Genomic DNA, 22,625 nt, shown 5'->3' with positions numbered 1-22,625 from the left:
GAGATTGGGCATGACCTACCAGAACCCGCCGATGCCGTCGCGCAAGTCGGCGACCTTCGACGACCACACCCTGGCGGAGATCCGCCGGGCCGCGGCCACCGGCATCTACGACATCCGCGGCGGCGGCACGAAGCGCAAGCTCCCGCATCTCGACGACCTGCTGTTCCTCGGCGCCTCGATGTCCCGCTATCCCCTGGAGGGCTACCGGGAGACCTGCGGGACCGGCGTCACCCTCGGCACGCGGTTTGCGAAGAAGCCGATCGCGTTGAAGATCCCGATCACCATCGCCGGCATGAGCTTCGGATCCCTGTCCGCCAACGCCAAGGAAGCGCTCGGCCGCGGCGCGAGTCTGGCCGGCACCTCCACCACCACCGGCGACGGCGGCATGACCGACGAGGAGCGCGGCCATTCCGACATCCTCGTCTACCAGTACCTGCCCTCCCGCTACGGCATGAACCCGCGCGACCTCCGGCGCGCCGACGCCATCGAGGTGGTGGTCGGCCAGGGCGCCAAGCCCGGCGGTGGCGGCATGCTGCTCGGCCAGAAGATCTCCGACCGGGTCGCCGCGATGCGCGACCTGCCGAAGGGGATCGACCAGCGCTCCGCCTGCCGCCACCCGGACTGGACCGGCCCGGACGACCTCGAGATCAAGATCGGCGAATTGCGCGAGATCACCGACTGGGAGAAGCCGATCTACGTGAAGGTCGGCGGTGCGCGGCCCTATTACGACACGGCGCTCGCCGCGAAGGCCGGGGCCGACGTCGTCGTGCTGGATGGCATGCAGGGCGGCACGGCCGCGACCCAGGACGTGTTCATCGAGCATGTCGGCCAGCCGACGCTCGCCTGCATCCGGCCCGCCGCGCAGGCGCTGCAGGATCTCGGCCTGCACCGGAGCGTGCAGCTCGTGATCTCCGGCGGCATCCGCTCGGGCGCCGACGTCGCCAAGGCCATCGCGCTGGGGGCGGACGCGGTCTCGATCGGCACCGCGGCGCTCGTCGCCATCGGCGACAACGATCCGGCCTACGAGGAGGAGTACCGCAAGCTCGGCTCCACGGCGGGCGCCTACGACGACTGGCACGAGGGCCGCGACCCCGCGGGCATCACCACGCAGGATCCCGAGCTGGCGGCCCGCCTCGACCCGGTGCGCGCCGGCCGGCGGCTCGCCAATTACCTGAAGGTCATGACCCTGGAGGCGCAGACGATCGCGCGCGCCTGCGGCCACAACCATCTGCACAATCTGGAGCCCGAGGATTTGGTGGCGCTGACCCTGGAGGCCGCCGCCATGGCCCGCGTGCCGCTGGCCGGGACCGACTGGTACCCGGGCAAAGCGGGCTTCTAGAGCCCTTCAACCCCGCCGGTCGCGCCGGAACGGGGCGCGGCCGGCCCCCACCGATCCGCGCTCAGGGGGCTGCCGTGACGACCGACCTTTCCGCCTACGCCGCCGAGCACGGCGTGAAGTACTTCATGATCTCCTACACGGACCTGTTCGGCTGCCAGCGCGCCAAGCTGGTGCCCGCGCAGGCGATCGGCGCCATGCAGCGCGACGGCGCGGGCTTTGCGGGCTTCGCCACCTGGCTCGACCTGACTCCGGCCCATCCCGACCTGTTCGCGATGCCGGACGCCGCCTCGGTGATCCGCCTGCCGTGGAAGCCGGACGTCGCCTGGGTGGCGGCCGACTGCACCATGGCGGACGCCCCCGTCGATCAGGCGCCCCGGGTGGTGCTGAAGCAGCTCGTGGCGCGGGCCGCCGCCGAGGGCTTGCGGGTCAAGACCGGCGTCGAGGCCGAGTTCTTCCTGCTGAGCCCGGACGGATCGGCAATCTCGGATCACCACGATCGGGCGGAAAAATCCTGCTACGATCAGCAGGCGCTGATGCGCCGCTACGACGTGATCGCCGAGATCTGCGACCACATGCTGGCGCTGGGCTGGCGGCCCTACCAGAACGACCACGAGGACGCGAACGGCCAGTTCGAGATGAACTGGGAATACGACGACGCGCTGGCCACCGCCGACAAGCACGCCTTCTTCAAGTTCATGGTCCGGTCGGTGGCCGAGCGACACGGCCTGCGGGCGACCTTCATGCCGAAGCCGTTCCCCGGCCTCACCGGCAACGGCTGCCACTGCCACGTCTCGGTGTGGAACACGGCCGGCACCGTGAACGCCTTCGCGGATCCCGAGATGCCCTTCGGCCTGTCGACCCGGGGCCGGCACTTCCTCGGCGGGATCATGCGGCACGCGCCCGCGCTCGCGGCGATCACCAACCCGACGGTCAATTCCTACAAGCGCATCAACGCGCCGCGCACGCTCTCGGGCGCCACCTGGGCGCCGAACGCCGTCACCTGGACCGGCAACAATCGCACCCACATGGTCCGGGTGCCCGGGCCGGGCCGGTTCGAGTTGCGCCTGCCCGACGGCGCGGCCAACCCCTACCTGCTCCAGGCGGCGATCCTGGCCGCGGGCCTCGACGGGCTGGCGCACGCGGCCGATCCCGGGCCGCACAGCGACGTCGACATGTACCGGGACGGCCACACGGTTTCCGGCGCCCCGCGCCTGCCGCTCAACCTGCTGGACGCCCTGCGGGCCTTCGAGGCCGACGAGGCCCTGCGGGCGAATCTGGGCGGCGCCTTCTCGTCCGCCTACCTGAAGCTGAAACAAGGCGAGTGGGACAGCTACTGCGCCCATTTCACCGCCTGGGAGCGCGAGACCACGCTCGACGTCTGATCGGGCGTCCGGCGCGGCGGCCGAACGTCAGAGCACCTGCGAGAGGAAGCGGCGGGTGCGCGGGTCCTGGGCCGAGGCGAAGAAGGTCGCGGGCGGCCCGTGCTCGACGATCACGCCGCGGTCGGTGAAGTAGATGTGGTCGGCGACGTCCCGGGCGAAGTTCATCTCGTGGGTGACGAGCATGCAGGTCATGCCCTCCTCGGCGAGTTCGCGGATCGTGACCAGCACCTCCTTGACCGTCTCCGGGTCCAGGGCGGCGGTGACCTCGTCGAACAGCATCACGTCGGGCCGCATCGCCAACGAGCGGGCGATGGCCACGCGCTGCTGCTGGCCGCCCGACAGCTCGCCCGGATAGGCGTCCTCCTTGCCGGCCAGCCGGACCTTGGCGAGGAGCGCCCGGGCGCGGGCCTCGACCTCGCGCCGGTCCTGCCCGAGGACGTGGATGGGGGCCATCATCACGTTCTGCAGCGCGGTCTTGTGCGGGAACAGATTGTACTGCTGGAACACCATCCCGACCTTGCGGCGCAGCGCCAGCTTGTCGAGCCGCGGATCGGTGACGTCGATCCCCTCGACCTCGATCGAGCCGGCCGTGACCGGCACCAGCGCGTTGACGCAGCGGATCAGCGTCGACTTGCCCGAGCCCGAGGGGCCGATGATGCAGACCACCTCGCCCTTGCGCACGTCGAAGCTGATCCCCTTCAGCACCTCGAAGGTCCCGAAGGATTTGTGCACGTCGGCGAGGCGGACGATCGGCTGATCGGGCGTCCAGCCCGGGGACGGGCTGCTGGCGGCGGGTGCGGGCATCGGGCTCAACGGGTCTCGAAGCGGCGTTCCAGGCGGGCGGTCAGCCGGTCGATCGGGTAGCAGTAGACGAAGAAGCACATCAGGGCGAAGCCGTAGAGCGGGGCGAACAGCTCGGGGCGCCCGCCCTCGGCCGCGTGCACCTGCGCGGTCAGCGTCAGCATCTCGGTGACCCCGACGATCGAGGCCTGCACGGTCGCCATGGCGATCAGCGAATAGACGTTCATCCAGGGCGGCAGCATCCGCTTCGCGCACTGGGGCAGGATGATGCGCCACAGCGTCTGCCGCCGGCTGAAGGCCAGGGACTCGGCCGCCTCCCACTGGGTGTTGGGCACCGAGCGCACCGCGCCGCGGACGATCTCGGCGACGTTGGCCATGACCGGCAGGCTGAAGCCGAAGGTCGCCTTGATCCAGTCGGGCAGCGGCACACGGATCCCCAACACCGTGACCTGGAACGGCACCAGGAACATCACGAAGAACAGCAGCACCAGCCAGGGCACGTTGCGGAAGACCTGCGTGGCGCACCACGCGAGGCGGGGCAGGACGCGGCCCTCGGCCATCATGGCCAGCCCGAGCCCGATCCCCGCGACGGTGCCGATCGCCATCGCCATCAGCGAGATCGCGACGTTGAAGGCGAAGCCCGTGAGCAGCAGGGGCGCCCACTTGATCACGACCTCCAGCGGCGACAGCGCGGCGGCCCCGCCCTGCGCCCAGGCCGGCACCGCGACGAGGGCGAGGCCGGACAGCAGCCAGAGATGGGCCGGACGCAGGCGCGCCGCCGGGCGGTGATTGGCGAGCGCGAACGGTAGCAGGACCGGCAGGTCACCCCGTCGGTTCGAAGCCGGGGCGCTCATCGGCCGTAGCCCGGGATGCGCAGGGCCCGCTCCCAGCGGTGCATGATCCAGACGAGCACGCCGACGAAGACGGCGTAGGTCGCGAGCAGGACGAGCATCATCTCGAGGACGTTCTGCGATTCGGACCAGATCTGCTTGACCGCGTAGAGCGTCTCGGGGACCGCGATGGCGTAGGCGAGCGTCGTGGTCTTCAGGAGGTTGATCAGGTTGTTGTTCAGGGCCGGCAGGCAGACGCGCAGCGCCAGCGGCAGGACGACGTGGCGGTAGGCCTTGAACCGGGTGTAGCCCAGAGCCTCGGCGGCCTCGATCGTGGTCTTCGGCACAGCCTCGATGCCGGAGCGGAAGATCTCGACGTTGAACGCGCCCGCGAACAGCGACAGCGAGACGATCGCCCATTGCACGTTGTTGAGGACCGGCGCGCGCAGGCCGTCCGCCGCGCGCAGATCCGGCAGGAGCGTGCCGAGCCCGAAGTAGAAGAAGAAGATCTGCACGAGCGGCGGCGTGTTGCGGAACAGCACGACGAAGCCGTTGACCAGCCCGCGCAGCAGACGCGACGGCCCGCTCTGCAGGAGCGCGCCGACCGCGCCGATCACGAGGCTGGCCAGAATCGTGCTGATCCCGAGCAGCAGCGTCATCCGCAGGCCGGCGACGTAGCGGTCCCAGTCGTAGGGGTCGTAGAAGACCGTGAAGTTGAAGCCCGTGGTCTCGTAGAGCTGCTGGAACCACGCCTGGATCGTGGCGATCATCGCAGGCGAACGCTCTTGGAGCCGCGCCCGATCGCGTCGCAATCGGGCGCGGCTCCACGTCCCTGTTCCGACGCGCTCTCGTGCGCCGAACCGGCGCCCACTTCGGCGGAGAGCGCGCGAGCCGTCGTGCAGGACCGCATCAGTTGGTCGCGTTCTTGTACTTCTCGTGCATCGCCTTCGAGTAAGCGGTCGGCTCGATGCCCCACTTCTTCTCCTCGTCGACGATGAGGCCGGTCTTCATCCAGTCCTTGGTGGCGTCCTCGACCATGGTCTGGAGCGTGGTGTTGCCCTGCGCCACCGCCATCATCCACGGCGCGTCGAGGATGCCCTTGAGCGGCAGGGCGTAGTTGGCCTTCCAATCGTCGTCGAGCAGCTTACCCTGCAGCATGCTCTGGTCGTAGACGTAGCCGATGCAGTTGCCCTGCTTGAGCGCGAAGAGCGGCTTCTCCGAGCCGTCGAAGGCGATGATCTCCGCCCCGTAGGTGCGCGCGACGTCCTTGTTGTACCACGCACCCGATGTCGCGCAGAGCGGCTTGCCCTTCAGCTGCGCCCAGTCGGTGATGCCGGAACTCTTGGGCAGCAGCACGTTCACGAAGTCGGAATAGTATTGCGGGTCGATCGCCTGCACGACGCGGCGACGCTCCGGCTTGTCGGAAAGCGTGGCGATCAGCAGATCGACCTTGCCCTGCTGCAGGAACTCGATCCGGTTGGCCGAGACCACCGGCACCAACTCGAGCTTCACGCCGAGCCGCTTGGCGAGGTCGGCGGCGAGGTCCGGCTCGAGCCCGATGATCGTGCCGCTCGGATCGCGGAAGCCGAACGGCCTGTAATCCGCCTTCACCCCGACGATCAGCGTCCCGCGCTTCTTGATCGCCTCGACGCCGTCGGCGGCCCCGGCCCGACCCGGCAGCGCGACGGCCGAGAGCGCCGCGAGGGCCAGCGCTCCGGTCGTCAGGAAGGTGCGGATCGTGTGTCGCATCGGAACGGTCCTGCTGGCCTGTGCTGAACGCGGCGCTGGTCTCGGCGCCGATCTTGGCATGGTTTCAAGCAATCCACGAGCCATCGGCCAACGTATCAACCGAAGCGTGCGAGGGCGAAGGGGGCGAGATCGATCTGCCCGGGCCCGCCGGCCAGCTCCGCGGCGACGGCCTCGCCGATGCCGGCCGAGTGCTTGAAGCCGTGCCCCGAGCAGGCGGAGACCACCCAGAGCCGGTCCATCCCGGGATGCCGGTCGATGATGAAGCCGCGGTCGGGGGTCACCGTGTAGACGCAGGCCGCCGCCCGGACGACCTCCGGTGTGGCGCCGGCCAGCCGGTCGGCGACGCGCAGCCGGTACATCTCGTCGGATTCCGACGGATCGACGCGGCGCTCCACCCCGTCGGCGGTGGTGGCGGTGTCGTACTGCTCGGTCGCGACCTTGATGGTGCGCTCCCCCGGCAGCGGCGGGAAGCCGTACAGGTACTCGGTGTCGGTCGTGCCGTACATCCAGATGAAGACCGGCGCTTGCGGTCCATAAGCCGAGTCGTCCGCCAGGGCGTACCAGTGCAGCAGCTGGCGCCGGACCGTGAGCAGCCGGTCGAACGGGCTCCCGAGTAGCGGCGCCGTCCAGGCGCCGGCGGCGACCACGGCGCGGTCGGCCAGGATCGCGCCGTCCTCGGTCTCGATGCGGATCCCGGCCCCGTCCTGGCTGAGCGCCCGCACCGTGCAGCCGGTCCGGATCTCGGCGCCCGACGCGGCCGCGCAGGTAAGCTGCGCCGCGAGGCAGCGCTCCGGGAACACGTAGCCGCCGCCCGGCTCGTAATAGGCCTTCTCGTCGCCCGCGAGGTTGAGGAATTGCGGGAAGCGGCGGGCGACCTCGGCGCCGTCGAGCACCTCGTGGGCGATCCCGGCCTCCTGCGCGGCGCTGATCGAGCGGCCGACGAAATCCGGCTTGCCGTGATGGGACGAGATCCCGTGACCGGGCGCCATGACGAGGGCGCCGCAGGCGTTCAGCAGGGTCTCCCCCGTCGCCGCCTCCAGCTCGCGCCAGATGCGGTGCGAGGCGGTGACGAACGGGACGTAGTCGCGCCCCTCACCGACGGCCTGACGGGTGATCCGTGTCTCGCCGTGGCTCGATCCGAACGCGTGCGGCGGGGCGAAGCGGTCGATCCCGACGACCGCGGCCCCGCTTTTGGCTAGCTGATACAGGACGGCGCTGCCCATCGCGCCGAGCCCGAGGACCGCGACGTCGACCCGGCGGGTCATCGGGCCGGCCCGCGGGCGCTGGCGACGAACGGGGGTAAGCACACGGAGCTGGGCATGCGGATGGGGTCTCGGACCGAAGAAGCGGCGGCAAGAATGGCGCCCCGTCCCGGTTGCGCTTGACCGCAGCAGACGGTTTCTTGCACGGATGAGCCAACCCGGAGCACAGACAACGGATGCGGGCCCTCCGGGAGCGGGGGATCGGCCGCGGGAGATCGGCTTCCTCCTTGTCCCGGGCTTCGCGCTGTTGTCGTTCGCCTCGGCCTGCGAGCCGTTCCGGGCGGCCAACGACCTGGCGGGGCGCGCCCTCTATCGGCTGCGCTACTTCGGCGAGGCCGAGGGCCGGGTCGCGTCCTCCTCCGGCGTGGAGGTGCCGACCGAGGGATTGCCCCGGGAGCGCGGGCATCTCCACACCCTCTTCATCTGCGCGGGCGGCGAGCCGGCCGGGTGGGACAGGCCGGCGATCCACGCGGCCCTGCGGCGCATGGCCCGGTTCGGCGTCCGCATCGGCGGCATATCGGGCGGCCCCTACCTGATGGCCGCGGCGGGGCTGCTGGCGGAGCGCGCCTTCACCCTTCACTGGGAGTATGCCGGCGCCACGGTCGAGGCGTTTCCGGAGGCGCGGCTCACGCGGGCGCGCTACGTCGCCGATGCCGACCGCCTGACCTGCGGCGGCGGGGTCGCCCCCCTCGACATGGCGCACCGGCTGATCGCCGAACGGATGGGCGCGGCCTTCGCGCGCCGCGTCTCGGACTGGTTCCTGCACACCGCCGTGGGCGCCGCGGACGACCCGCAGCGCGCGTCCGCGGCGGAGCGGTATGGCGTCCACCACCCGGCCCTGCTGACAATCCTCGAGACGATGGAGAAGACGGTCGAGGCGCCGCTGAGCCGTCAAGCCATGGCCCGCCTCGCCTCGGTCAGCGCGCGTCACCTCGACCGGCTCTTCCTCGACAAGCGGGGCCTGCGTTTCTCGGCGCAGTACCGTGCCATCCGCCTGGCCCACGGCCGGCGCCTGTTGCGCCAGAGCCCCCTGGCGATCGGAGAGATCGCGACGGCCTGCGGGTTCTCGAGCGCGGCGCATTTTTCCCGCAGCTACCGGTCCCAGTTCGGGTGCAGCCCCTCCGCCGACCGAGTCCTGTCGGCCAAGACTGTCGACCGCGCGTGTTGATCGGCCGGAGCCGCGCGTGGGGTTGCGGGCGTCCGGAATCCGGGCGCGGCGTCAGGCCAGAGGCGCTGAGGGCCCGAGCCCTCCGCTCAGGCCGCCCGGACCCAGACCGCGGTGTCGTGGAAGGCGGCGCCGTCGTTGGGCGCGGCCGGTGCGGAGCCGATCAGGGTGTTGATCCCGCTGCCGCCCGCGAAGGAGGCGCTCGGCCACAGGCTCTCGACCACCACGACGCCCGGCTGCTGCCCCTCGGCGAGGCGCGCGTGCAGCCGGACCCGGCCGCGGGTATTGCCGATCTCGACGGTGTCGCCCGTGCCGATCCCGAGCCGCGCGCCGTCCTCCGGGTGGAGCAGGCAGGTCGGCCGCCCCTCGCGGCGGAGCGACTCGGCCACGTTGGTGAAGGTCGCGTTGAGGAACTGGCGGGCCGGCGGCGCGATCATCCGGAACGGGTGCTCCGCGTCGGCGGGCTCGGCCGTCGGCCAGTGATCGGGCAGGCTTGGCATCCCGGCCGCACGGGGGCCGAGCGCCGCCCAGTCGGGGGCGAAGCGGAAGCGCCCGTCCGGATGGCCGAACCCGTTCAGGAAATGGCTCTCGGCGAAATCCGGCTGCGCGTCGATCCAGCCGGCCGCCTCCAGCCTTTCGAGGCCGCCCCAGCCCGAACGCGCCAGGGTCGCGTCGGCGAGATCCCGGGCGCTCAGTCGGAAGCCGGCATGGTCCGCGCCGAGCCGGGCAGCGAGCGCGCCGAGCAGCGCGTGGTTCGACCGGCACTCGCCCGGGGGCTCCAGGATCGCCGGCCCCGCCTGGATGTGGCTGTGGCCGCCGGCCCCGTAGATGTCGTCGTGCTCCAGGAAGGTGGTGGCCGGCAGGACGAGGTCGGCCAGCGCCGCGGTCTCGGTCATGAACTGCTCGTGCACGGCCACGAACACGTCAGGCCGCGCCAATCCGGCGCGCACCCGGGCGCTGTCGGGGGCCGAGACGGCGGGATTGGCCGACTGGATCAGCATGGCGCGCACCGGCGGCCCGCCCTGCAGGGGGTCGGGATCGTCGGCGAGGATGGCGCCGATCCGGCTCATGTCGAGCTCGCGCACGCCTGGCGCCTTGACGTCGAGCCCCTCCGTCAGGGTCTTGTCCCAGTTGAAGATCGCGGCCTGCTGCCAGAGGGCGCCGCCGCCTTCGTGCTGCCAGGCGCCGGTCACCGTCGGCAGGCAGGTCACCGCGTGGAGGTTCACGGCGCCGTTGCGGCTCCGGGTGAAGCCGAAGCCGCAGCGGATGTAGCTGCGCGGCGTCCGGCCGTAGAGGGCCGCGAAGGCCTCGATCGTGGCGGGCTCGAGCCCCGTGATCGACGCCGCCCATTCGGGGGTGCGCGACGCGAGATGCGCCTCCAGCGCCGCCGTGTCCTCGGCATGGGCAGCGAGGTAGGCCCGGTCCGCGTAGCCGTCGCGGAACAGGACGTGGAGCACCGCGCAGGCGAGCGCCCCGTCGGTGCCCGGCCGGAGTGCGAGGTGGAGGTCGGCGGCCGCCGCGGTGCCGGTGCGGTAGGGATCGACCACCACCAGCTTGGCGCCCCGGCTCTTCCGGGCGCGGCTGATGTGGGTCATCGCGTTGACCTGGGTGCTCACCGGGTTGCCGCCCCAGACCACGATCAGGTCGGACGACGCCATCTCGCGGGGATCCGGCCCGGCGATCCGGCCGATTCCGGCGCTCCAGCCCGCGATCGCGATCGCCGTGCAGATCGTGCGCTTGCGCCGGGAATAGCCCATCGCGTGGGTCAGCCGGTGGATACCGTCGCGCTGGACGAGGCCCATCGTGCCGCCCGAATTGTACGGCCAGACCGCCTCCGGTCCCCAATGTTCCGCCGCCGCCGAGAAGGCTGCGGCCAGCCGGTCGAGCGCCGCGTCCCAGGCGATCCGCCGCCACTGCCCGCTGCCTTTCGGGCCGACGCGCTCGAGCGGGTGGAGGATCCGGTCGGGATGGTGGACGCGCTCGCCGTAGCGGCTGACCTTCGCGCAGATCACCCCCGCCGTGTAGGGGTTGTCGCCGCCCCGGACCGAGACGACGCGGCCATCCGCCACCTGCACGTCGAGGCTGCAGGCGGAGGGGCAATCATGCGGGCAGACGGTCCGGACCAAGCGACGAACTCCCGTGGCGCCGGCAGGGATGATGCAAAGCTCGTGCGTTTTTGAGGCGCGCACGGTCCAGCATAGCAAATGGCTTCGGCAGGCGGACGGATTTCACGGGCATGGCGGTGAAGGCGCTGTCGCGGCGCCTGGCCCGTCCCCCGCGCACGGCAGGCTTGCCGGCGCGGGGAAAGCCCGGCCGGGCGGCCGTGTTAGACGGAGAGGCGCGCCGCGCGGCGGGCGTGATCGCAGAGAGGTCCCGATGGAATACAGGCAGTTCGGACGATCCGGCCTCACCGTGCCGGTGCTCAGCTTCGGCACCGGCACCTTCGGCGGGACGAACGCGTTCTTCCAGCGCTGGGGACAGACTGATGTCGCGGAGGCGACCCGCATGGTCGACCTCTGCCTCGATTCCGGGCTCAATTTCTTCGACACGGCCGACATCTACTCGGCGGGCGCCTCGGAGGAGATCCTGGGACAGGCGCTCAAGGGCAAGCGCGACCGGGCGCTGATCTCCACCAAGGCGACGTTCCGCAACAACGACGACCTGAATCAGGTCGGCTCGTCGCGCCATCACTTGGTTCGCGCCTGCGAGGCCAGCCTCAAGCGGCTCGGCACCGACCATATCGACGTCTACTTCATGCACGGCTTCGACGCGCTGACCCCCGTCGACGAGACCCTGCGCGCCCTCGACGATCTCACCCGCTCGGGCAAGATCGGCTATATCGGCGCGTCGAACTTCTCCGGCTGGCAGCTCATGAAGGCGCTCGCCACGTCCGAGCGGTACGGGCTCGCCCGCTATGTCGCCTACCAGGGCTACTATTCCCTGATCGGCCGGCACTACGAGTGGGAGCTGATGCCCCTCGGGATCGACCAGGGCGTCGGCCTGATGGTCTGGAGCCCGCTGGGATGGGGCCGTCTCACCGGCAAGATCCGCCGCGGCCAGCCGAACCAGAGCGGCCGCATCGCGGCGGGCGGCGCCGAGGGCGGTCCGCCGGTCTCCGATGCGTATCTGTTCGGCGTCGTGGATGCGCTCGACGCCGTGGCGGCCGAGACCGGCAAGACGGTGGCACAGGTGGCGCTCAACTGGCTGCTGACCCGGCCGACCGTCTGCAACATCGTGATCGGCGCCCGGACCGAAGACCAGCTGAAGCAGAATCTCGGCGCGCTCGGCTGGACGCTGGCGCCCGAGCAGGTCGCGCGGCTCGACGCGGCGAGCCAGGAGACCCCGATCTACCCCTACTGGCACCAGAAGGGCTTCGACGAGCGCAACCCGAAGCCGACGACCTGGTAGGCGCCAGCCCCGATGGCGCCCGCGCGGGACGCGGGCCGATCGCGAGCCGTGCGCCGCCATTGGCGGCCAAGCCGGCGTGGCGGGTGGGACGTGGCGTGCGGTGGCGGTGAGCGGCCGCGCAGGCCGCAACACGCGCCACCGCGAGCCTGGGCTGTCGGAGAGGTCGCGTCGGCGGCCATTCCGCGCCCGGATCCGTCGGACCGGCAGACCGGCCGCGGCGGCGGAGGTCGGCTATTCGGTGATGAGGGGCATCCTCTCTACCCGCGCGCACCGACCGATCGCGCTTCCAGGCGACGCGGATGTCGTCTGGCCGTCGGCACCCAGGCGTCCGGCGCTGCTCCCGATCGCTCCTGCCGGCCCCGCCGGCAACGCGCCACATCCAGGTCCTATGGTCTTCGATTGCCGCCGATGAAGGCGATCGCGCAATGAGTATTGACCCGAGCAGCGGCGGTCCTTCGCATCTCTGTCGCGAATCCATGCTGCTGTGTTACAGGCCATTCCGTTGAGGATTCGCATCGCATCGAAACTGATGATTTCGGCTTATGATCGATCAAGTCTTTTGTGCATAATGATACGTAATCCTCGACGACTTTCCTGACTTGAACATTCGCGGCGGCAGGGGCCGCAGAAATTGCCGATGCAGACACTGTTCTCGACCGAGGGCCTCCCGCCGAGGAACGGCTTCAAGCTGTGGCGCGAGCTCCTGGGCGAGCGGCTCGTGCCGATCGAGGTTGAGCGCCTCGACGACGATGGCCCGTTCCAGGGCAGGCTTGACGTCGCCGAGATCGGCCCCCTCCACATCTCGCGTCTGACGCAGAGCGCCCTGCGGTGCGAGACGACGCCCAGTGCGGCGCGGCGCCACGACCGGTCCGGGATGGTCGTGGTGCTGTTCAAGCTCGCGGGCCTGTCGACGAGTCTCCAGGACGGGCGGGAGGCGGTGCAGCGACCCGGCGATATGGTCGTGCTCGACCATCGGCCCTCCGTGCTGACGACCCACGTGAACAGCCAGGCCCTGTTTCTGGAGCTGCCGCGCGAACGCCTGGAGCGCGTGCTCGGCTCGACGCGCCTCTACACGGGGCTGTCCGTGGGGGCGGATCTCGCGTCCACCAAGCTGACGACGACCTTCCTGCATGAGCTGATCCGGGTGCGCCACCAGCTTACACCCGATGCCGCGGAGCGCATGGCGGCGGTCGGCGTCGATCTGATCCTGGCCAGTCTGGCCGAGCGGCTGGCGCGGGAGGCGCCCCGGCCGCTCCACGGCAGCGTCGTGGTCCAGCGCGCCAAGGCCTATGTCGAGGCCAACCTGCAGGACCCAACCCTCGACCCGCCACAGCTCGCGGTCGCGACGGGCGTGTCGCTGCGCCGGCTGCAGGAGCTGTTCCACGAGCGCGGGCAGCACATCTCCGACTGGATCTGGGAACGCCGGCTGGCGATGGCGGCCAAGCGCCTGGCCGATCCGGCCTGTCTTCACCTGCCGATCGGCACGCTCGCGTATGGCTGCGGCTTCACCAGCCAGGCTCACTTCGCGCGCCGCTTCAGGAAGCGCCACGGTCTGACCCCGCGGGAATACAGGGATGCCTCCGCTCTGAAGGGAGCCGGCACCCTGTCGCATCCGTGAGCGCTGAGAGGACCGGCAAGGATCAGTCCGAACGCCGCAAGCCGCTCACGTTTTGCGTGTCCGACGCCGGGATCCGACAGGCCGGGGGCTGCCGGCCTCTGCTTCACCGCGGCGAACGGCCAGGGAACGGGACGGCGGAAGACGGCCGCAGTCCGAATCGACCGGCCATGTCTCTGGCCCCGCGCCAGATCCCCGAGGCGGCCGACCTCCGCGGCGTCCGGGAACAAGGGCTGGCGACCCCGGTAGGGCTCGAACCTACGACCTGCCGCTTAGAAGGCGGCTGCTCTATCCAGCTGAGCTACGGAGTCAGGAGGTCAGGAAGCCCCAAAAGCCACGGGTTCCGCCCTCGGTCAAGCGTTTCCGCCACCACGCACTTTCCGTCTTGGAGAGAGGCTGAAAATGCCAAGCTCATAGCGGTAAACCGGTTTTGGCGGTGGATCCCCGTTTTGCCGGTGAACGATGTCCCTGGCCGTCCGAATACCGTCCGAGTTACGCATTGGCCGGAAGCGGCAAACTCGGACGGTCAGGGCCATAGGTTAGGAAAAGGAAGAGCTCGTCGGTCTGGGGCGGAGGACCTCCACTGGCGCCGGTCCCCGTGGAGGATGCGCTCGCCGGGACGGTCTGGGAACCCGCGCCCCCGAAGCCCAACGCGAAGCACCGCTCGCTCAGGATGCCGCTCTTCGACAAGGGCGTCGCCGACCTCATAGAGGCGTGGAAGCTCGGCGACCTTCAGGGGACCGCGGAGATCACGGACACCCTGCACCAGGGGCTCAGGCTCCGCGTACAACCTCGCGGGCCGACCTACTTCGCCCGCGTCCAGCACGCCGGGCGGGAGTACCGTGTTCGTATCGGGCGCGTCGACGCCTGGAGCCTAGCGCACGCCCGGCTGGCCTGCACCGCCATCCTCTCGCATGTCGCGACGGGGAACGGGCCGCCCTCGGACGTGTGGATCGACATCACCCCTGCCAGCGTCGCGCAGGAAGTCGAGGAGCTCCGGAAGGCGGGCAAGCGCACGTAGGCCGCCGACGTCGTCAGGAAGGTCCGCATGCTCTGGCGCTGGATGCGCACGCCAGACCGGGAGCGAGCCTCAGGCATCAAGACGACCGACATGGACAGATTGAAGGGTCCGAAGTTGGTTGGGGTGAAGGGGCGGCGGCATTTCCCACCCCTGGAAGAATGCGCCCTCATCCTGGCCACGGCACGGTGCGGCGTATTGAATCCCGCCGTAGGCGCGGCGGTGCAGCTAACGGCCTGGACGGGGCAGCGCCGCATGTCCATCGTGACGGCCTACCGTGACGACTTCGAGCCATGGGAGGACAGCCCGGGCTGGGGGCTGTGGCGGTGCTGGCACCGGACGGCAACGGGGAAGAAGGGCCGCGAGCACGTCATTCCCTTGCCACCGACGGCCTGGGCGCCGCTCTCGGCCTACTTGGCCTGGCACCGGCTGGGGTACGGCGAATCGACGGTTTGGGCCTTCCCGCAGCAGCGGCCGGCGGTGGTGGGCTCGGAGCGCCCTATGCGCCATATCGCCGAAGATACCCTCACGCACACCGTAACCACTCTCCCACGCTCGAAGAGCTCGCCGCACGACCTGCGTCGTGGTCTGTCGTCCACCGTCCAGGAGAAGGGTGGCGTGCACGTGGCCCTGGTCGGCTACATCCTCGACCACAGCGACGAGACCGCGACCGTCCGCCAGGCAAACGGCATGACGCGTCGCTATACCGAGGCCGAGCTATTGAACTTCAAGCGTCCGGTCATGGAGGCCTGGGAGCGTTTCCTAGAGCCGGCCGCGCAGGCCGCTGTCCTCCTGCCCCGAGAGGAGCTCAAGGCCGAGCTCGTCCGGCGCCGGGCCGAGCAGCGCAAGGTCGACCTGAAAGCGGACCGAGAGCGGTTACGAGAAGTCGCAGCAGCGCAGTACGCGGAGGGCCGCACGCACCGCCAGCGAAAGCGGGCCGCGCAGAATGCTCCGACGCCGACAGGCCAGGGATAACCTGCCGCCCTCCATTGCCCCCGAAATCCCGAGCTGCGATCGCTGAGCGCAGCCGCACTTACCCAGTGACTTGAGCGAACGGCGATATCGCCCAAATGGAAGGGTTTTCCTGATCTTTCTGCGAGGCCCCGTGAAACGTGTAGCGCGCCCCACCCCGAGCCAGAGACTAATCCCGGGGGCGTGACGCCACGCGCGCAGCCCCCCGCCACGGAGGCTGCCATGACGATCTACTTCACCGCCGACACCCACTTCGGCCACCAGGGCATCCTGAGGAAGTCCATCTTCGAGGGGGAAATCCTTCTAATGCCTCCGCGTTTTCACACAGCCTCGGTGGTGAGCCGTCGTTGGGTTGCCGCCCGAAAGCCGACATTCCGTTTGGCGCCCATTGCCGCCGTACAGCCTCACTTCAGCGCATCTCGGAAGCAGACGCCTCTTCAGCCGTCGACACGCCGCGGGTTTGGAAGCCGCGTGCACGTACGCACTCTGGTCGAGACCATGAATGTGAAGGTGGCAATGGCCGACTGCGAAGAGCGCGTCATCGGTGAGTGAGCATCAGCGGTTGTGAGGCGAGGCGCCGATGATCCGACGCAAAACCCGGCCAACCTGCGCGGCCGAATAGGGCTTGTGGATTAACTCGAAGCCGTGGCTGTCCTCCTGGGCCAGGACATGGCTGTAGCCCGAGGCCAGGATCACCGGCAGGGTCGGAATGCGCATGCGCAACGCTCTGGCGAGCTCGATCCCGCCCATACCTGGCATGACGACGTCGGAGAAAACGGCCTGAAAGCCTGCACCGTCCGTCCCGAGACGCTCGAGCGCCTCTTCGGCGTTGACGACCCACTCGGGTGCGTATCCGAGATCCTCCAAGATCTGGGTGCAGAAGCCTCCGACCTCCAGGTTATCTTCCACGAGCAGGATGCGCTGACCGAGACCGGCCGGCGACAGAGCGGCGTCGGGGTCAGAGACAGGGGCTTCGGCAGCCCGGGTCGAGACTTCGGGCAGGTAGAGGGTGAATACCGTCCCCTGGCCGCTCTCGCTTGTCACGTCCACGTCGCCGCCGGACTGCTTGGTAAACCCGAACACTTGGGAGAGCCCGAGACCCGTGCCGCGCCCGACATCCTTGGTCGTGAAGAACGGCTCGAAGATGCGCCCGAGCACCTCCAGGGGGATGCCAGAGCCGGTGTCGGCGAGCGAGACCGCCACGAACGGCCCCCGCGAGCCGGCGTGCCCCCGGATCATCGGCATGGCCCGCCCGGCCGCCACCCGCATCGTCAGCGTACCGCTGCCGTCCATGGCGTCGCGGGCGTTGACGGCGATGTTCACCAGGGCCGTCTCGAACTGGTTGAGGTCGGCGCGTACCAGGGCGGGTCTGTCCGACATCTCGACCCTGACTTGGATGCGCGCGCCTGTGATGGTGTCGAGCATCTCGGCCACGCCGCGCAGGCGTTCGCCGACCTCGAACACCTCGGGCTTCAGGGACTGGCGACGTGCGAAGGCCAGGAGCTGTCCGGTAAGCTTGGCGGCGCGGTCGACGGTGTCGGAGACGGCGTCCATGTAACGCTTGCGCCGGTCTTCCGGCAGATCCGGGCGACGGAGGAAGTCGACGGACGAGCGGATGATAGTCAGCAGGTTGTTGAAGTCGTGCGCGACGCCGCCGGTCAATTGCCCGACCGCTTCGAGCTTCTGGGATTGCCGCAGGTCCTGCTCCATCCGCTCGCGCTCGACCGCCTCGGCCAGGAGCCGGTCGTTTGCCTCAGCAAGCTCGGCCGTGCGGGCCGCCACTTGGCTTTCCAGGAGAACGCCTGCCTCGCGCAGGAGCACGGCTTGCGCCTCCAACTCGGCATGGAGCGCGACCACGCCCCGGTTCGTCTCGGAGAGTTCCTGATTCAGGCGCTGGGTTTCCTCCTCGCGCTCGGCCAGCGCGGCGAGGCTGCGCAGAAGCTCCCGGTTCTGCTCGCGCAACGCGACCAGCGGTTCCTCAGTCCTGGCTCGGGCGACATCCTCGGCCAGGGTCGCGAGACTCGGTCCCGTGAAACGTCCGGTCCCGGATGGGAGCCGCTTCCCGAACGTCACGACAGTGCCGTTGCCGGCCACCGTGTCGACCTCGAAGCGGTCCATCAGCCGCCGTGAGCCGGTGATGCCGATGCCGAGGCCCGTCGTCGAGCGGAAGCGACCTTCAAGGATGGCGTCGAGTTCGGCGATGCCCGGTCCCTTGTCGCTCACCCTGATGACCAGGAACTGCTCGCCTCTGTCCCGATCGAGCTGGTCGAGGCCGTACTCGATGCGACCGCCCCCAGCGTAGCCGTAGGCGTTGCGCGCGATCTCGGACACTGCCGTGGCGATGCGGGTCTGGTCCTGGATCTCGAAGCCCAGGCGCTCGGCCAGCCGGCGCACGCGCTGGCGCACCGTCGCGATGTCGTCCTCGTGCTGGATGGCGCTGGTGAGGAGCGGCCACCTCATCGCGCGCCCTCCCGCACGACGAGCACGGTGGCATCGTCCCGGGCCCTGGCGAAATCGCGATAGATCACCCCGGCCACGAGCGCCGGATGGGCGGCCGCGAGGCCGGGGTGGGCGTCCAGCGACCAAGCCGTGGCGATCCCGTCCGAGCACAGCACGAACAGGTCGTCCGGGCGCATAGGGTACTCGAACTCCTGGATGCGCCGAGCCGCGTGCCCCGCCGTCCCGGCGAGGCTGACCGTCCGCTTGGTCACGGTGCCGGAGACGACCGCACCCAGCACGTTGCCGATGCCCGCAAACGCGAGAGTGCCCCGGTTCCGCTCATACCGCGCGACGGAGATCGCACCGCCTCGCGTGTGCGACAGGCCTGCATGGATGGCGGACAGGATCGCGGCGGGCGGCTTGTCCTGGTGTCTCCGGAACAGCTTCAGCGCCTCCTCGGAAGCCTTGGCGGCCTCCGGCCCGTGGCCGAGGCCGTCCGACACCACGGCGGTCCAGCCGTCGGCGCGCTCGCGCACGGCGTAGGCGTCGCCGTTGGCGGTCTCACCCTTCAGGGGGACCGCCACCGCCCCATAGCCCGGCACGGCGTCCGAAACGGTCTTCCTATCGATTGACAAGCGCGCCAACACCGCCGTGCCCAGCCCGGGGCGGGACACGATGTCGAAGGCGTCGGAGATGCGGCGCACCGCGCCGAGGCCCTCGCCCGCGCTGCCGCCCGTGGAGTGTCCGTCCGTCAGGGCCAGGCCGAGATTTGAGAATCCTTCGCCCTTGTCGAGCACGAGGATCTCGACGCCCGAGCCGGTCCCGTCCTCGTAGGTGCCGACCAAGACCTCGCCCGGCACGCCGTACTTGACCACGTTGGTGGCGAGTTCGGTCACCACGAGCGCGATGCGGCCGGCCGCGGTCTCGTCGAAGCCGATGGACTGAGCCACGGCCACTGCTCGTCGTCGGGCCTCGGCCACCTGGCTCGCTTCCGTGACGGTAACCCGGTCCATGTCATTTCCACCGGGCGATCATGACGCGCGTGCCGACGCCGGGCGTCGACTCGATATGGAACTCGTTCGAGAGGCGCTTGGCCCCGCCCAGGCCGAGGCCGAGGCCCTTGCCGGAGGTGTAGTGGTCCGTCATCGCCTGCTCGATGTCGGCGATGCCGGGGCCCTGGTCCTTGAAGGTCAGGCGCAGGCCCTTGCGCGTCCCGGCCTGGACGCTCTCCGCTCGGACCTCGCCGCCCCCGCCGTAATCGAGGGTGTTGCGCGCGAGCTCGCTCGCAGCGGTGACGATCTTCGTCTGATCGACGAGCCCGAGGCCGATGTCGATGGCGAGCGCACGCACGCGCTGCCTCACGCGAACGACGTCGTCACCGGACCGGACGGGGATGGTCTCAGTCTTCGAGACCGTCACGGTCGCTCCCATACCCAGCGCCGTCCCCGGCCAAGCGCGCCTTCAGCAAGGCCATGCCGCGCTCGACGTTGAGGGCCGTCCTGATGCCGGTGAGCTCCAAGCCGAGCTCGACCAACGTGATGGCGACCGCCGGCCGCATACCGGCCAGGACCGTTTCCGCGTCGAGGACGCGCGAGACGGCCGCGATGCTCACCAACATGCGCCCGATGAAGGAATCGACGATTTCCAGCGCCGAGATCTCGATGAGCACGCCGCGCGCGCCGGTGCGCGCGATCATCGCCGTCAAGTCCTCCTCCAGGGCCAGCGCGAGGCGGTCGTGCATGTCGACTTGGATGGTGACGATCAGCGTGCCGCCGAGCTTGAGGATCGGGATGCGGTCCATGGCCTCAGCGGCGCTCCTCAGCCGCCTGCTGGCGCATAACCTTGCGCCCGGTCCGCCTCAGGGCGAGCGCGAAGGCGTCGGCCAGCGTCGCCTTCGAGATGACGTTCAGCTCCACGCCGAGATGGACCATGGTCTGCGCGATCTGCGGCCGGATGCCGGAGACGATGCAGTCGGCGCCCATCAGGCGGGCGGCCGCCACGGTCTTGAGCAGGTGCTGCGCCACCAGGGTGTCGACGGTCGGCACGCCGGTGATGTCGATGATGGCGATCTCGGCCTCTTCGTCGACGATGGCCTGGAGCAGGTTCTCCATCACGACACCGGTGCGGGCACTGTCGAGGGTGCCGATGAGCGGCAGCGCCAGGATACCGTCCCAGAGGCGAACCACGGGCGTGGAGAGTTCGGCGATCTCCTGCCCCTGGCGCCCGATGACCTCTTCGCGGCTGGCCAGGAACACCTCCATCGTGAGCAGCCCGAGCCGGTCGAGCACCTTCCCCGCCGCCCATACGCCGGCGGCCAAGGCCGAGGCGTCCGCGGCCGACTTGCGCCGCAGCGCCTCGAAAATCGGCTCTTTGAGCGAGAAGACGAAGTTGGCGGTGTCGGTCGGCGTGAACCCCTGGATCGCCCGCGAGCGGGAGATATCGGCGAGGTTCTCACGCAGCGGGGTATAACTTTCCGCGTCCGCGTCGACCCCACCGGACGAAAGTCCGTCCCGAAGCTGACCGAACACGGCCTTGGCCTGGGTCTGGAGCTCTGCCTCTCGGATCCGACCGCTCTGCAGGGAGGTCCCTTCCCGGAGAGATATGTTCCAGGCTTCGAGGATGGCGGCCTCGTCTTCCGTGAGCGTCCTTTTCAGGACCTCGGCGCCGTCCATTCGCATCAGGTTTTTCCCATCGTTATGATGCAGTCTCTATCCCGATATTGAGCCTCTCGATAGGCGGCATCGCTACAAAGGAGCTGACCGCGGCAAGTTATTTCCCGCCTTCGGCTCTACTTCTTGTCTCGTTGATTTCGGCAACAGGGATCGCTGCATTGCCGCCGCGGACGCCTCATGTCCCCTGGGCGCGGGTCCCAGACCAAGATAACTTACACAAAGGTGAGGCCTGACCGGTTATCGAAGATTTTATCGATGCGGCGGAAGCGGCGGCGACAGGACAGCGCCAGCATATGAGAAGGCGGCTTCCTGGATCGACAGGGACTATCCAAATCGAAGCGGTTGCTTGTGGAGCAGCGCCTCTGCTCTCCCGTCCGACCTCCTCCGGAACTTTCCAGCGGCTGACGCCAACTTCAGGCGATCAGATAACCCGCGGACGGCCGTCTCCAAGAGCTACTTCCGGTCGCGAAAGACTCTCGCATCAGGTACGAAACGCCAGGTTCGGAAGACTACGTTCTCAACTGTTTCGGGTGTCTCTCGTCCGGCAGTGTTTTGCGGACATGATGCCGGACGATCTCGGCGCTGAACGGTTTGCCGATGAACGTCGCGCCCTCCGGCAGGTCGCCGGGCTCAGGCGCGGCCCGGCCCGAGGCGACCACGACCGCGATGTGTGGCCAACGCTCGTTTGTCTGCCTTGCCAAGTCGAAGCCGTCAGCGCTCCCCGGCATGTGCACGTCAGTAAATAGAAGTTGAACCGCGTCGTGATGCTGATCTAATATTCGCAGAGCCTGAACGACGTTCATCGCCTCTAGTACCTGAAACCCCGCATCCTCAAGGATACTGGTCGCCTCCATCAGGATCAGGGCGTCGTCATCGACGACGAGGGCGTGGGGCGCATCGCCCTTAGAATCATGGGTCACACAGCTAAAGCCCGCTCGGGAGTGGAAGGTTGCCTCCCGATGGAACCGGGATCTGGCCAAATCGACCGATTTTCAGGTCCAGGACGTGGCAGGATCCATGCTAAGCTGCCTCGGGGCAGCCTGCGTCCCCTGCACAGCCGGGCCGGACCGAAGGGATAGATCTTTGATCGACCTGCGTATCCGCCACCGGACGACGTACCGCTATCGCCAGCCCGTCAATCTCGGACCGCACCGGCTGATGATGCGGCCGCGGGAGAGCCGCGACCTGCGCCTGCTGTCGAATGCCGTTACTCTGTGGCCTGACGCCACCGTCACCTGGGCCTACGACGTCGCCGGCAACGCCGTGGCGACGGCCACGTTCGGGGCCTCGACCGATCGCCTCGTCGTGGAGAGCGTATCTCGGGTCGAACTCTCGGCCGAGCCTTATCCCGTCTTCGCCATCGCCGCCGGCGCCATCGCGTTCCCGTTCCAGTACACCGATGACGAGTGGACGGACCTCGGCGCCCTGACGATCCCGCAATATCCGGAGGGGGAGCCGAGCCTGCGGGCCTGGGCGCAGGGGTTCATGGCGTCCTGCCCAACCGATACCCTGTCGCTCCTCAAGGATCTGAACGCCGAGGTCGGTGGCACCATCGCCTACCAAGGTCGAGAAGACGAGGGCACGCAGTCGCCGAGCGAGACCCTATCCCTGGGGATGGGGTCGTGCCGGGACTTGGCGACGCTCTTCGTCGAGGCGGTGCGCAGCCTCGGCTTCGGAGCCCGGGTCGTGTCCGGCTACCTCCACGACCCGTCGCGAACGCTGCTCGGCTCCGCCGATGCGGGAGCCACGCATGCCTGGGCGGAGACCTTCCTGCCGGGTGCCGGGTGAATCACCTTCGATCCGACGAACCGCAGCGTCGGCGGCGCGAACCTGATCCCGGTCGCGGTCGCACGCGACATCAGACAGGCCATGCCGCTGGTCGGAAGCTTCGCCGGGTCGGCGGACGCCTTTCTGGACATGTCCGTGGAGGTCAGCGTCGGCGTGTAGGCTTGATGCAGCCAGAATTCGTCGCC

Annotated in this window: 20 protein-coding genes, 1 tRNA gene and 1 pseudogene; 9 read left to right on the top strand and 13 right to left on the bottom strand. The window is 69.3% G+C overall.

Annotation, left to right across the window (positions count from 1 at the left end; genetic code table 11):
- Positions 1-10: 10 nt before the first annotated feature.
- Together AC3WSN_RS23580 and glnT are read left to right on the top strand one after the other, a co-directional pair.
- Positions 11-1,339, top strand: a complete 1,329-nt coding sequence (locus AC3WSN_RS23580; RefSeq protein WP_492541271.1) for an FMN-binding glutamate synthase family protein — start codon at positions 11-13, stop codon at positions 1,337-1,339.
- A gap of 74 nt (positions 1,340-1,413) precedes the next feature.
- Positions 1,414-2,721 carry a type III glutamate--ammonia ligase gene (gene glnT, locus AC3WSN_RS23575; protein ID WP_492541269.1) on the top strand — a complete coding sequence of 436 codons (1,308 nt, stop codon included), beginning with the start codon at positions 1,414-1,416 and terminating at the stop codon, positions 2,719-2,721.
- A gap of 27 nt (positions 2,722-2,748) precedes the next feature.
- Here the strand turns inward: glnT and AC3WSN_RS23570 are convergent, their stop codons facing one another.
- From AC3WSN_RS23570 to solA, 5 genes are all read right to left on the bottom strand, one after another.
- On the bottom strand, positions 2,749-3,525 hold the full coding sequence (locus AC3WSN_RS23570; RefSeq protein WP_010684487.1) for an amino acid ABC transporter ATP-binding protein: 777 nt from the start codon (positions 3,523-3,525) through the stop codon (positions 2,749-2,751).
- A 5-nt stretch (positions 3,526-3,530) separates the two neighbouring features.
- A complete protein-coding gene (locus tag AC3WSN_RS23565; RefSeq protein ID WP_492541266.1) occupies positions 3,531-4,376 on the bottom strand; it encodes an amino acid ABC transporter permease in 846 nt (281 codons plus the stop codon).
- On the bottom strand, positions 4,373-5,122 hold the full coding sequence (locus tag AC3WSN_RS23560; RefSeq protein ID WP_492541264.1) for an amino acid ABC transporter permease: 750 nt from the start codon (positions 5,120-5,122) through the stop codon (positions 4,373-4,375). The genes AC3WSN_RS23565 and AC3WSN_RS23560 overlap by 4 nt, the downstream gene beginning before the upstream one ends.
- Before the next feature lie 139 nt (positions 5,123-5,261).
- Positions 5,262-6,101, bottom strand: coding sequence for a transporter substrate-binding domain-containing protein (locus AC3WSN_RS23555; RefSeq protein WP_492541262.1), 840 nt, complete (start codon positions 6,099-6,101; stop codon positions 5,262-5,264).
- 95 nt (positions 6,102-6,196) lie between these two features.
- Positions 6,197-7,366, bottom strand: a complete 1,170-nt coding sequence (solA, locus tag AC3WSN_RS23550; RefSeq protein ID WP_492541260.1) for an N-methyl-L-tryptophan oxidase — start codon at positions 7,364-7,366, stop codon at positions 6,197-6,199.
- A gap of 145 nt (positions 7,367-7,511) precedes the next feature.
- Between solA and AC3WSN_RS23545 the strand changes: the two genes are divergently transcribed.
- Positions 7,512-8,531: a GlxA family transcriptional regulator gene (locus AC3WSN_RS23545; RefSeq protein ID WP_492541258.1), complete on the top strand. Its 1,020-nt coding sequence runs from the start codon at positions 7,512-7,514 to the stop codon at positions 8,529-8,531.
- 86 nt (positions 8,532-8,617) lie between these two features.
- Here the strand turns inward: AC3WSN_RS23545 and AC3WSN_RS23540 are convergent, their stop codons facing one another.
- The gene (locus AC3WSN_RS23540; protein ID WP_492541256.1) at positions 8,618-10,654 is read right to left on the bottom strand and encodes a molybdopterin oxidoreductase family protein; all 2,037 of its coding nucleotides are present in this window, start codon (positions 10,652-10,654) and stop codon (positions 8,618-8,620) included.
- 250 nt (positions 10,655-10,904) lie between these two features.
- On the opposite strand from AC3WSN_RS23540, the gene AC3WSN_RS23535 reads away from it, so the two are divergent.
- Together AC3WSN_RS23535 and AC3WSN_RS23530 are read left to right on the top strand one after the other, a co-directional pair.
- Entirely contained in the window at positions 10,905-11,936 is a 1,032-nt protein-coding gene (locus tag AC3WSN_RS23535; protein WP_492541254.1) for an aldo/keto reductase, read from the top strand.
- A gap of 637 nt (positions 11,937-12,573) precedes the next feature.
- On the top strand, positions 12,574-13,554 hold the full coding sequence (locus AC3WSN_RS23530) for a helix-turn-helix domain-containing protein (protein WP_492541252.1): 981 nt from the start codon (positions 12,574-12,576) through the stop codon (positions 13,552-13,554).
- A 231-nt stretch (positions 13,555-13,785) separates the two neighbouring features.
- Here AC3WSN_RS23530 and AC3WSN_RS23525 read toward each other — a convergent pair.
- A tRNA-Arg gene (locus tag AC3WSN_RS23525) sits at positions 13,786-13,862 on the bottom strand.
- Between the two features lie 287 nt (positions 13,863-14,149).
- Between AC3WSN_RS23525 and AC3WSN_RS23520 the strand changes: the two genes are divergently transcribed.
- The 3 genes from AC3WSN_RS23520 (at position 14,150) to AC3WSN_RS23510 (ending at position 16,093) form a co-directional block, all read left to right on the top strand.
- Positions 14,150-14,572, top strand: coding sequence for an Arm DNA-binding domain-containing protein (locus AC3WSN_RS23520; protein ID WP_492541250.1), 423 nt, complete (start codon positions 14,150-14,152; stop codon positions 14,570-14,572).
- A gap of 27 nt (positions 14,573-14,599) precedes the next feature.
- Positions 14,600-15,544 carry a site-specific integrase gene (locus AC3WSN_RS23515; protein WP_492541248.1) on the top strand — a complete coding sequence of 315 codons (945 nt, stop codon included), beginning with the start codon at positions 14,600-14,602 and terminating at the stop codon, positions 15,542-15,544.
- Positions 15,545-15,763: 219 nt separating this feature from the next.
- The gene (locus AC3WSN_RS23510; RefSeq protein WP_492541246.1) at positions 15,764-16,093 is read left to right on the top strand and encodes a hypothetical protein; all 330 of its coding nucleotides are present in this window, start codon (positions 15,764-15,766) and stop codon (positions 16,091-16,093) included.
- Positions 16,094-16,096: 3 nt separating this feature from the next.
- On the opposite strand, the gene AC3WSN_RS23505 is transcribed toward AC3WSN_RS23510, so the two are convergent.
- From AC3WSN_RS23505 to AC3WSN_RS23480, 6 genes are all read right to left on the bottom strand, one after another.
- Positions 16,097-18,001: an ATP-binding protein gene (locus AC3WSN_RS23505; protein ID WP_492541244.1), complete on the bottom strand. Its 1,905-nt coding sequence runs from the start codon at positions 17,999-18,001 to the stop codon at positions 16,097-16,099.
- Positions 17,998-18,993 (bottom strand): ATP-binding protein, encoded by a 996-nt coding sequence (locus AC3WSN_RS23500; RefSeq protein ID WP_192711558.1) that lies wholly within the window; start codon positions 18,991-18,993, stop codon positions 17,998-18,000. The genes AC3WSN_RS23505 and AC3WSN_RS23500 overlap by 4 nt, the downstream gene beginning before the upstream one ends.
- Position 18,994: 1 nt before the next feature.
- On the bottom strand, positions 18,995-19,342 hold the full coding sequence (locus AC3WSN_RS23495; RefSeq protein WP_492541242.1) for an anti-sigma regulatory factor: 348 nt from the start codon (positions 19,340-19,342) through the stop codon (positions 18,995-18,997).
- Between the two features lie 37 nt (positions 19,343-19,379).
- Entirely contained in the window at positions 19,380-19,781 is a 402-nt protein-coding gene (locus AC3WSN_RS23490) for an STAS domain-containing protein (RefSeq protein ID WP_147029161.1), read from the bottom strand.
- 4 nt (positions 19,782-19,785) lie between these two features.
- Entirely contained in the window at positions 19,786-20,658 is an 873-nt protein-coding gene (locus AC3WSN_RS23485; protein WP_492541239.1) for an STAS domain-containing protein, read from the bottom strand.
- Positions 20,659-21,161: 503 nt separating this feature from the next.
- Positions 21,162-21,572, bottom strand: a complete 411-nt coding sequence (locus tag AC3WSN_RS23480) for a response regulator (RefSeq protein WP_492541237.1) — start codon at positions 21,570-21,572, stop codon at positions 21,162-21,164.
- A 163-nt stretch (positions 21,573-21,735) separates the two neighbouring features.
- Here AC3WSN_RS23480 and AC3WSN_RS23475 point away from each other — a divergent pair.
- Positions 21,736-22,599 (top strand): annotated as a pseudogene (locus AC3WSN_RS23475) (transglutaminase family protein).
- Positions 22,600-22,625 lie beyond the last annotated feature (26 nt).

The organism is Methylobacterium sp. FW102-HT35C08, from assembly GCF_058790235.1.
The sequence above is the reverse complement of the archived record's forward strand: the minus strand, read 5'-3'. Positions and strand labels throughout refer to the sequence as shown.

Coding starts and splice junctions, on each gene's coding strand:
- AC3WSN_RS23580 (WP_492541271.1), top strand. CDS start 11: ATGACCTACCAGAACCCGCCGATGCCGTCGCGCAAGTCGGCGACCTTC.
- AC3WSN_RS23570 (WP_010684487.1), bottom strand. CDS start 3,525: ATGCCCGCACCCGCCGCCAGCAGCCCGTCCCCGGGCTGGACGCCCGAT.
- AC3WSN_RS23565 (WP_492541266.1), bottom strand. CDS start 4,376: ATGAGCGCCCCGGCTTCGAACCGACGGGGTGACCTGCCGGTCCTGCTA.
- AC3WSN_RS23560 (WP_492541264.1), bottom strand. CDS start 5,122: ATGATCGCCACGATCCAGGCGTGGTTCCAGCAGCTCTACGAGACCACG.
- AC3WSN_RS23555 (WP_492541262.1), bottom strand. CDS start 6,101: ATGCGACACACGATCCGCACCTTCCTGACGACCGGAGCGCTGGCCCTC.
- solA (WP_492541260.1), bottom strand. CDS start 7,366: ATGACCCGCCGGGTCGACGTCGCGGTCCTCGGGCTCGGCGCGATGGGC.
- AC3WSN_RS23545 (WP_492541258.1), top strand. CDS start 7,512: ATGAGCCAACCCGGAGCACAGACAACGGATGCGGGCCCTCCGGGAGCG.
- AC3WSN_RS23535 (WP_492541254.1), top strand. CDS start 10,905: ATGGAATACAGGCAGTTCGGACGATCCGGCCTCACCGTGCCGGTGCTC.
- AC3WSN_RS23530 (WP_492541252.1), top strand. CDS start 12,574: ATGCAGACACTGTTCTCGACCGAGGGCCTCCCGCCGAGGAACGGCTTC.
- AC3WSN_RS23515 (WP_492541248.1), top strand. CDS start 14,600: ATGCTCTGGCGCTGGATGCGCACGCCAGACCGGGAGCGAGCCTCAGGC.
- AC3WSN_RS23510 (WP_492541246.1), top strand. CDS start 15,764: ATGACGATCTACTTCACCGCCGACACCCACTTCGGCCACCAGGGCATC.
- AC3WSN_RS23505 (WP_492541244.1), bottom strand. CDS start 18,001: ATGAGGTGGCCGCTCCTCACCAGCGCCATCCAGCACGAGGACGACATC.
- AC3WSN_RS23500 (WP_192711558.1), bottom strand. CDS start 18,993: ATGGACCGGGTTACCGTCACGGAAGCGAGCCAGGTGGCCGAGGCCCGA.
- AC3WSN_RS23490 (WP_147029161.1), bottom strand. CDS start 19,781: ATGGACCGCATCCCGATCCTCAAGCTCGGCGGCACGCTGATCGTCACC.
- AC3WSN_RS23485 (WP_492541239.1), bottom strand. CDS start 20,658: ATGCGAATGGACGGCGCCGAGGTCCTGAAAAGGACGCTCACGGAAGAC.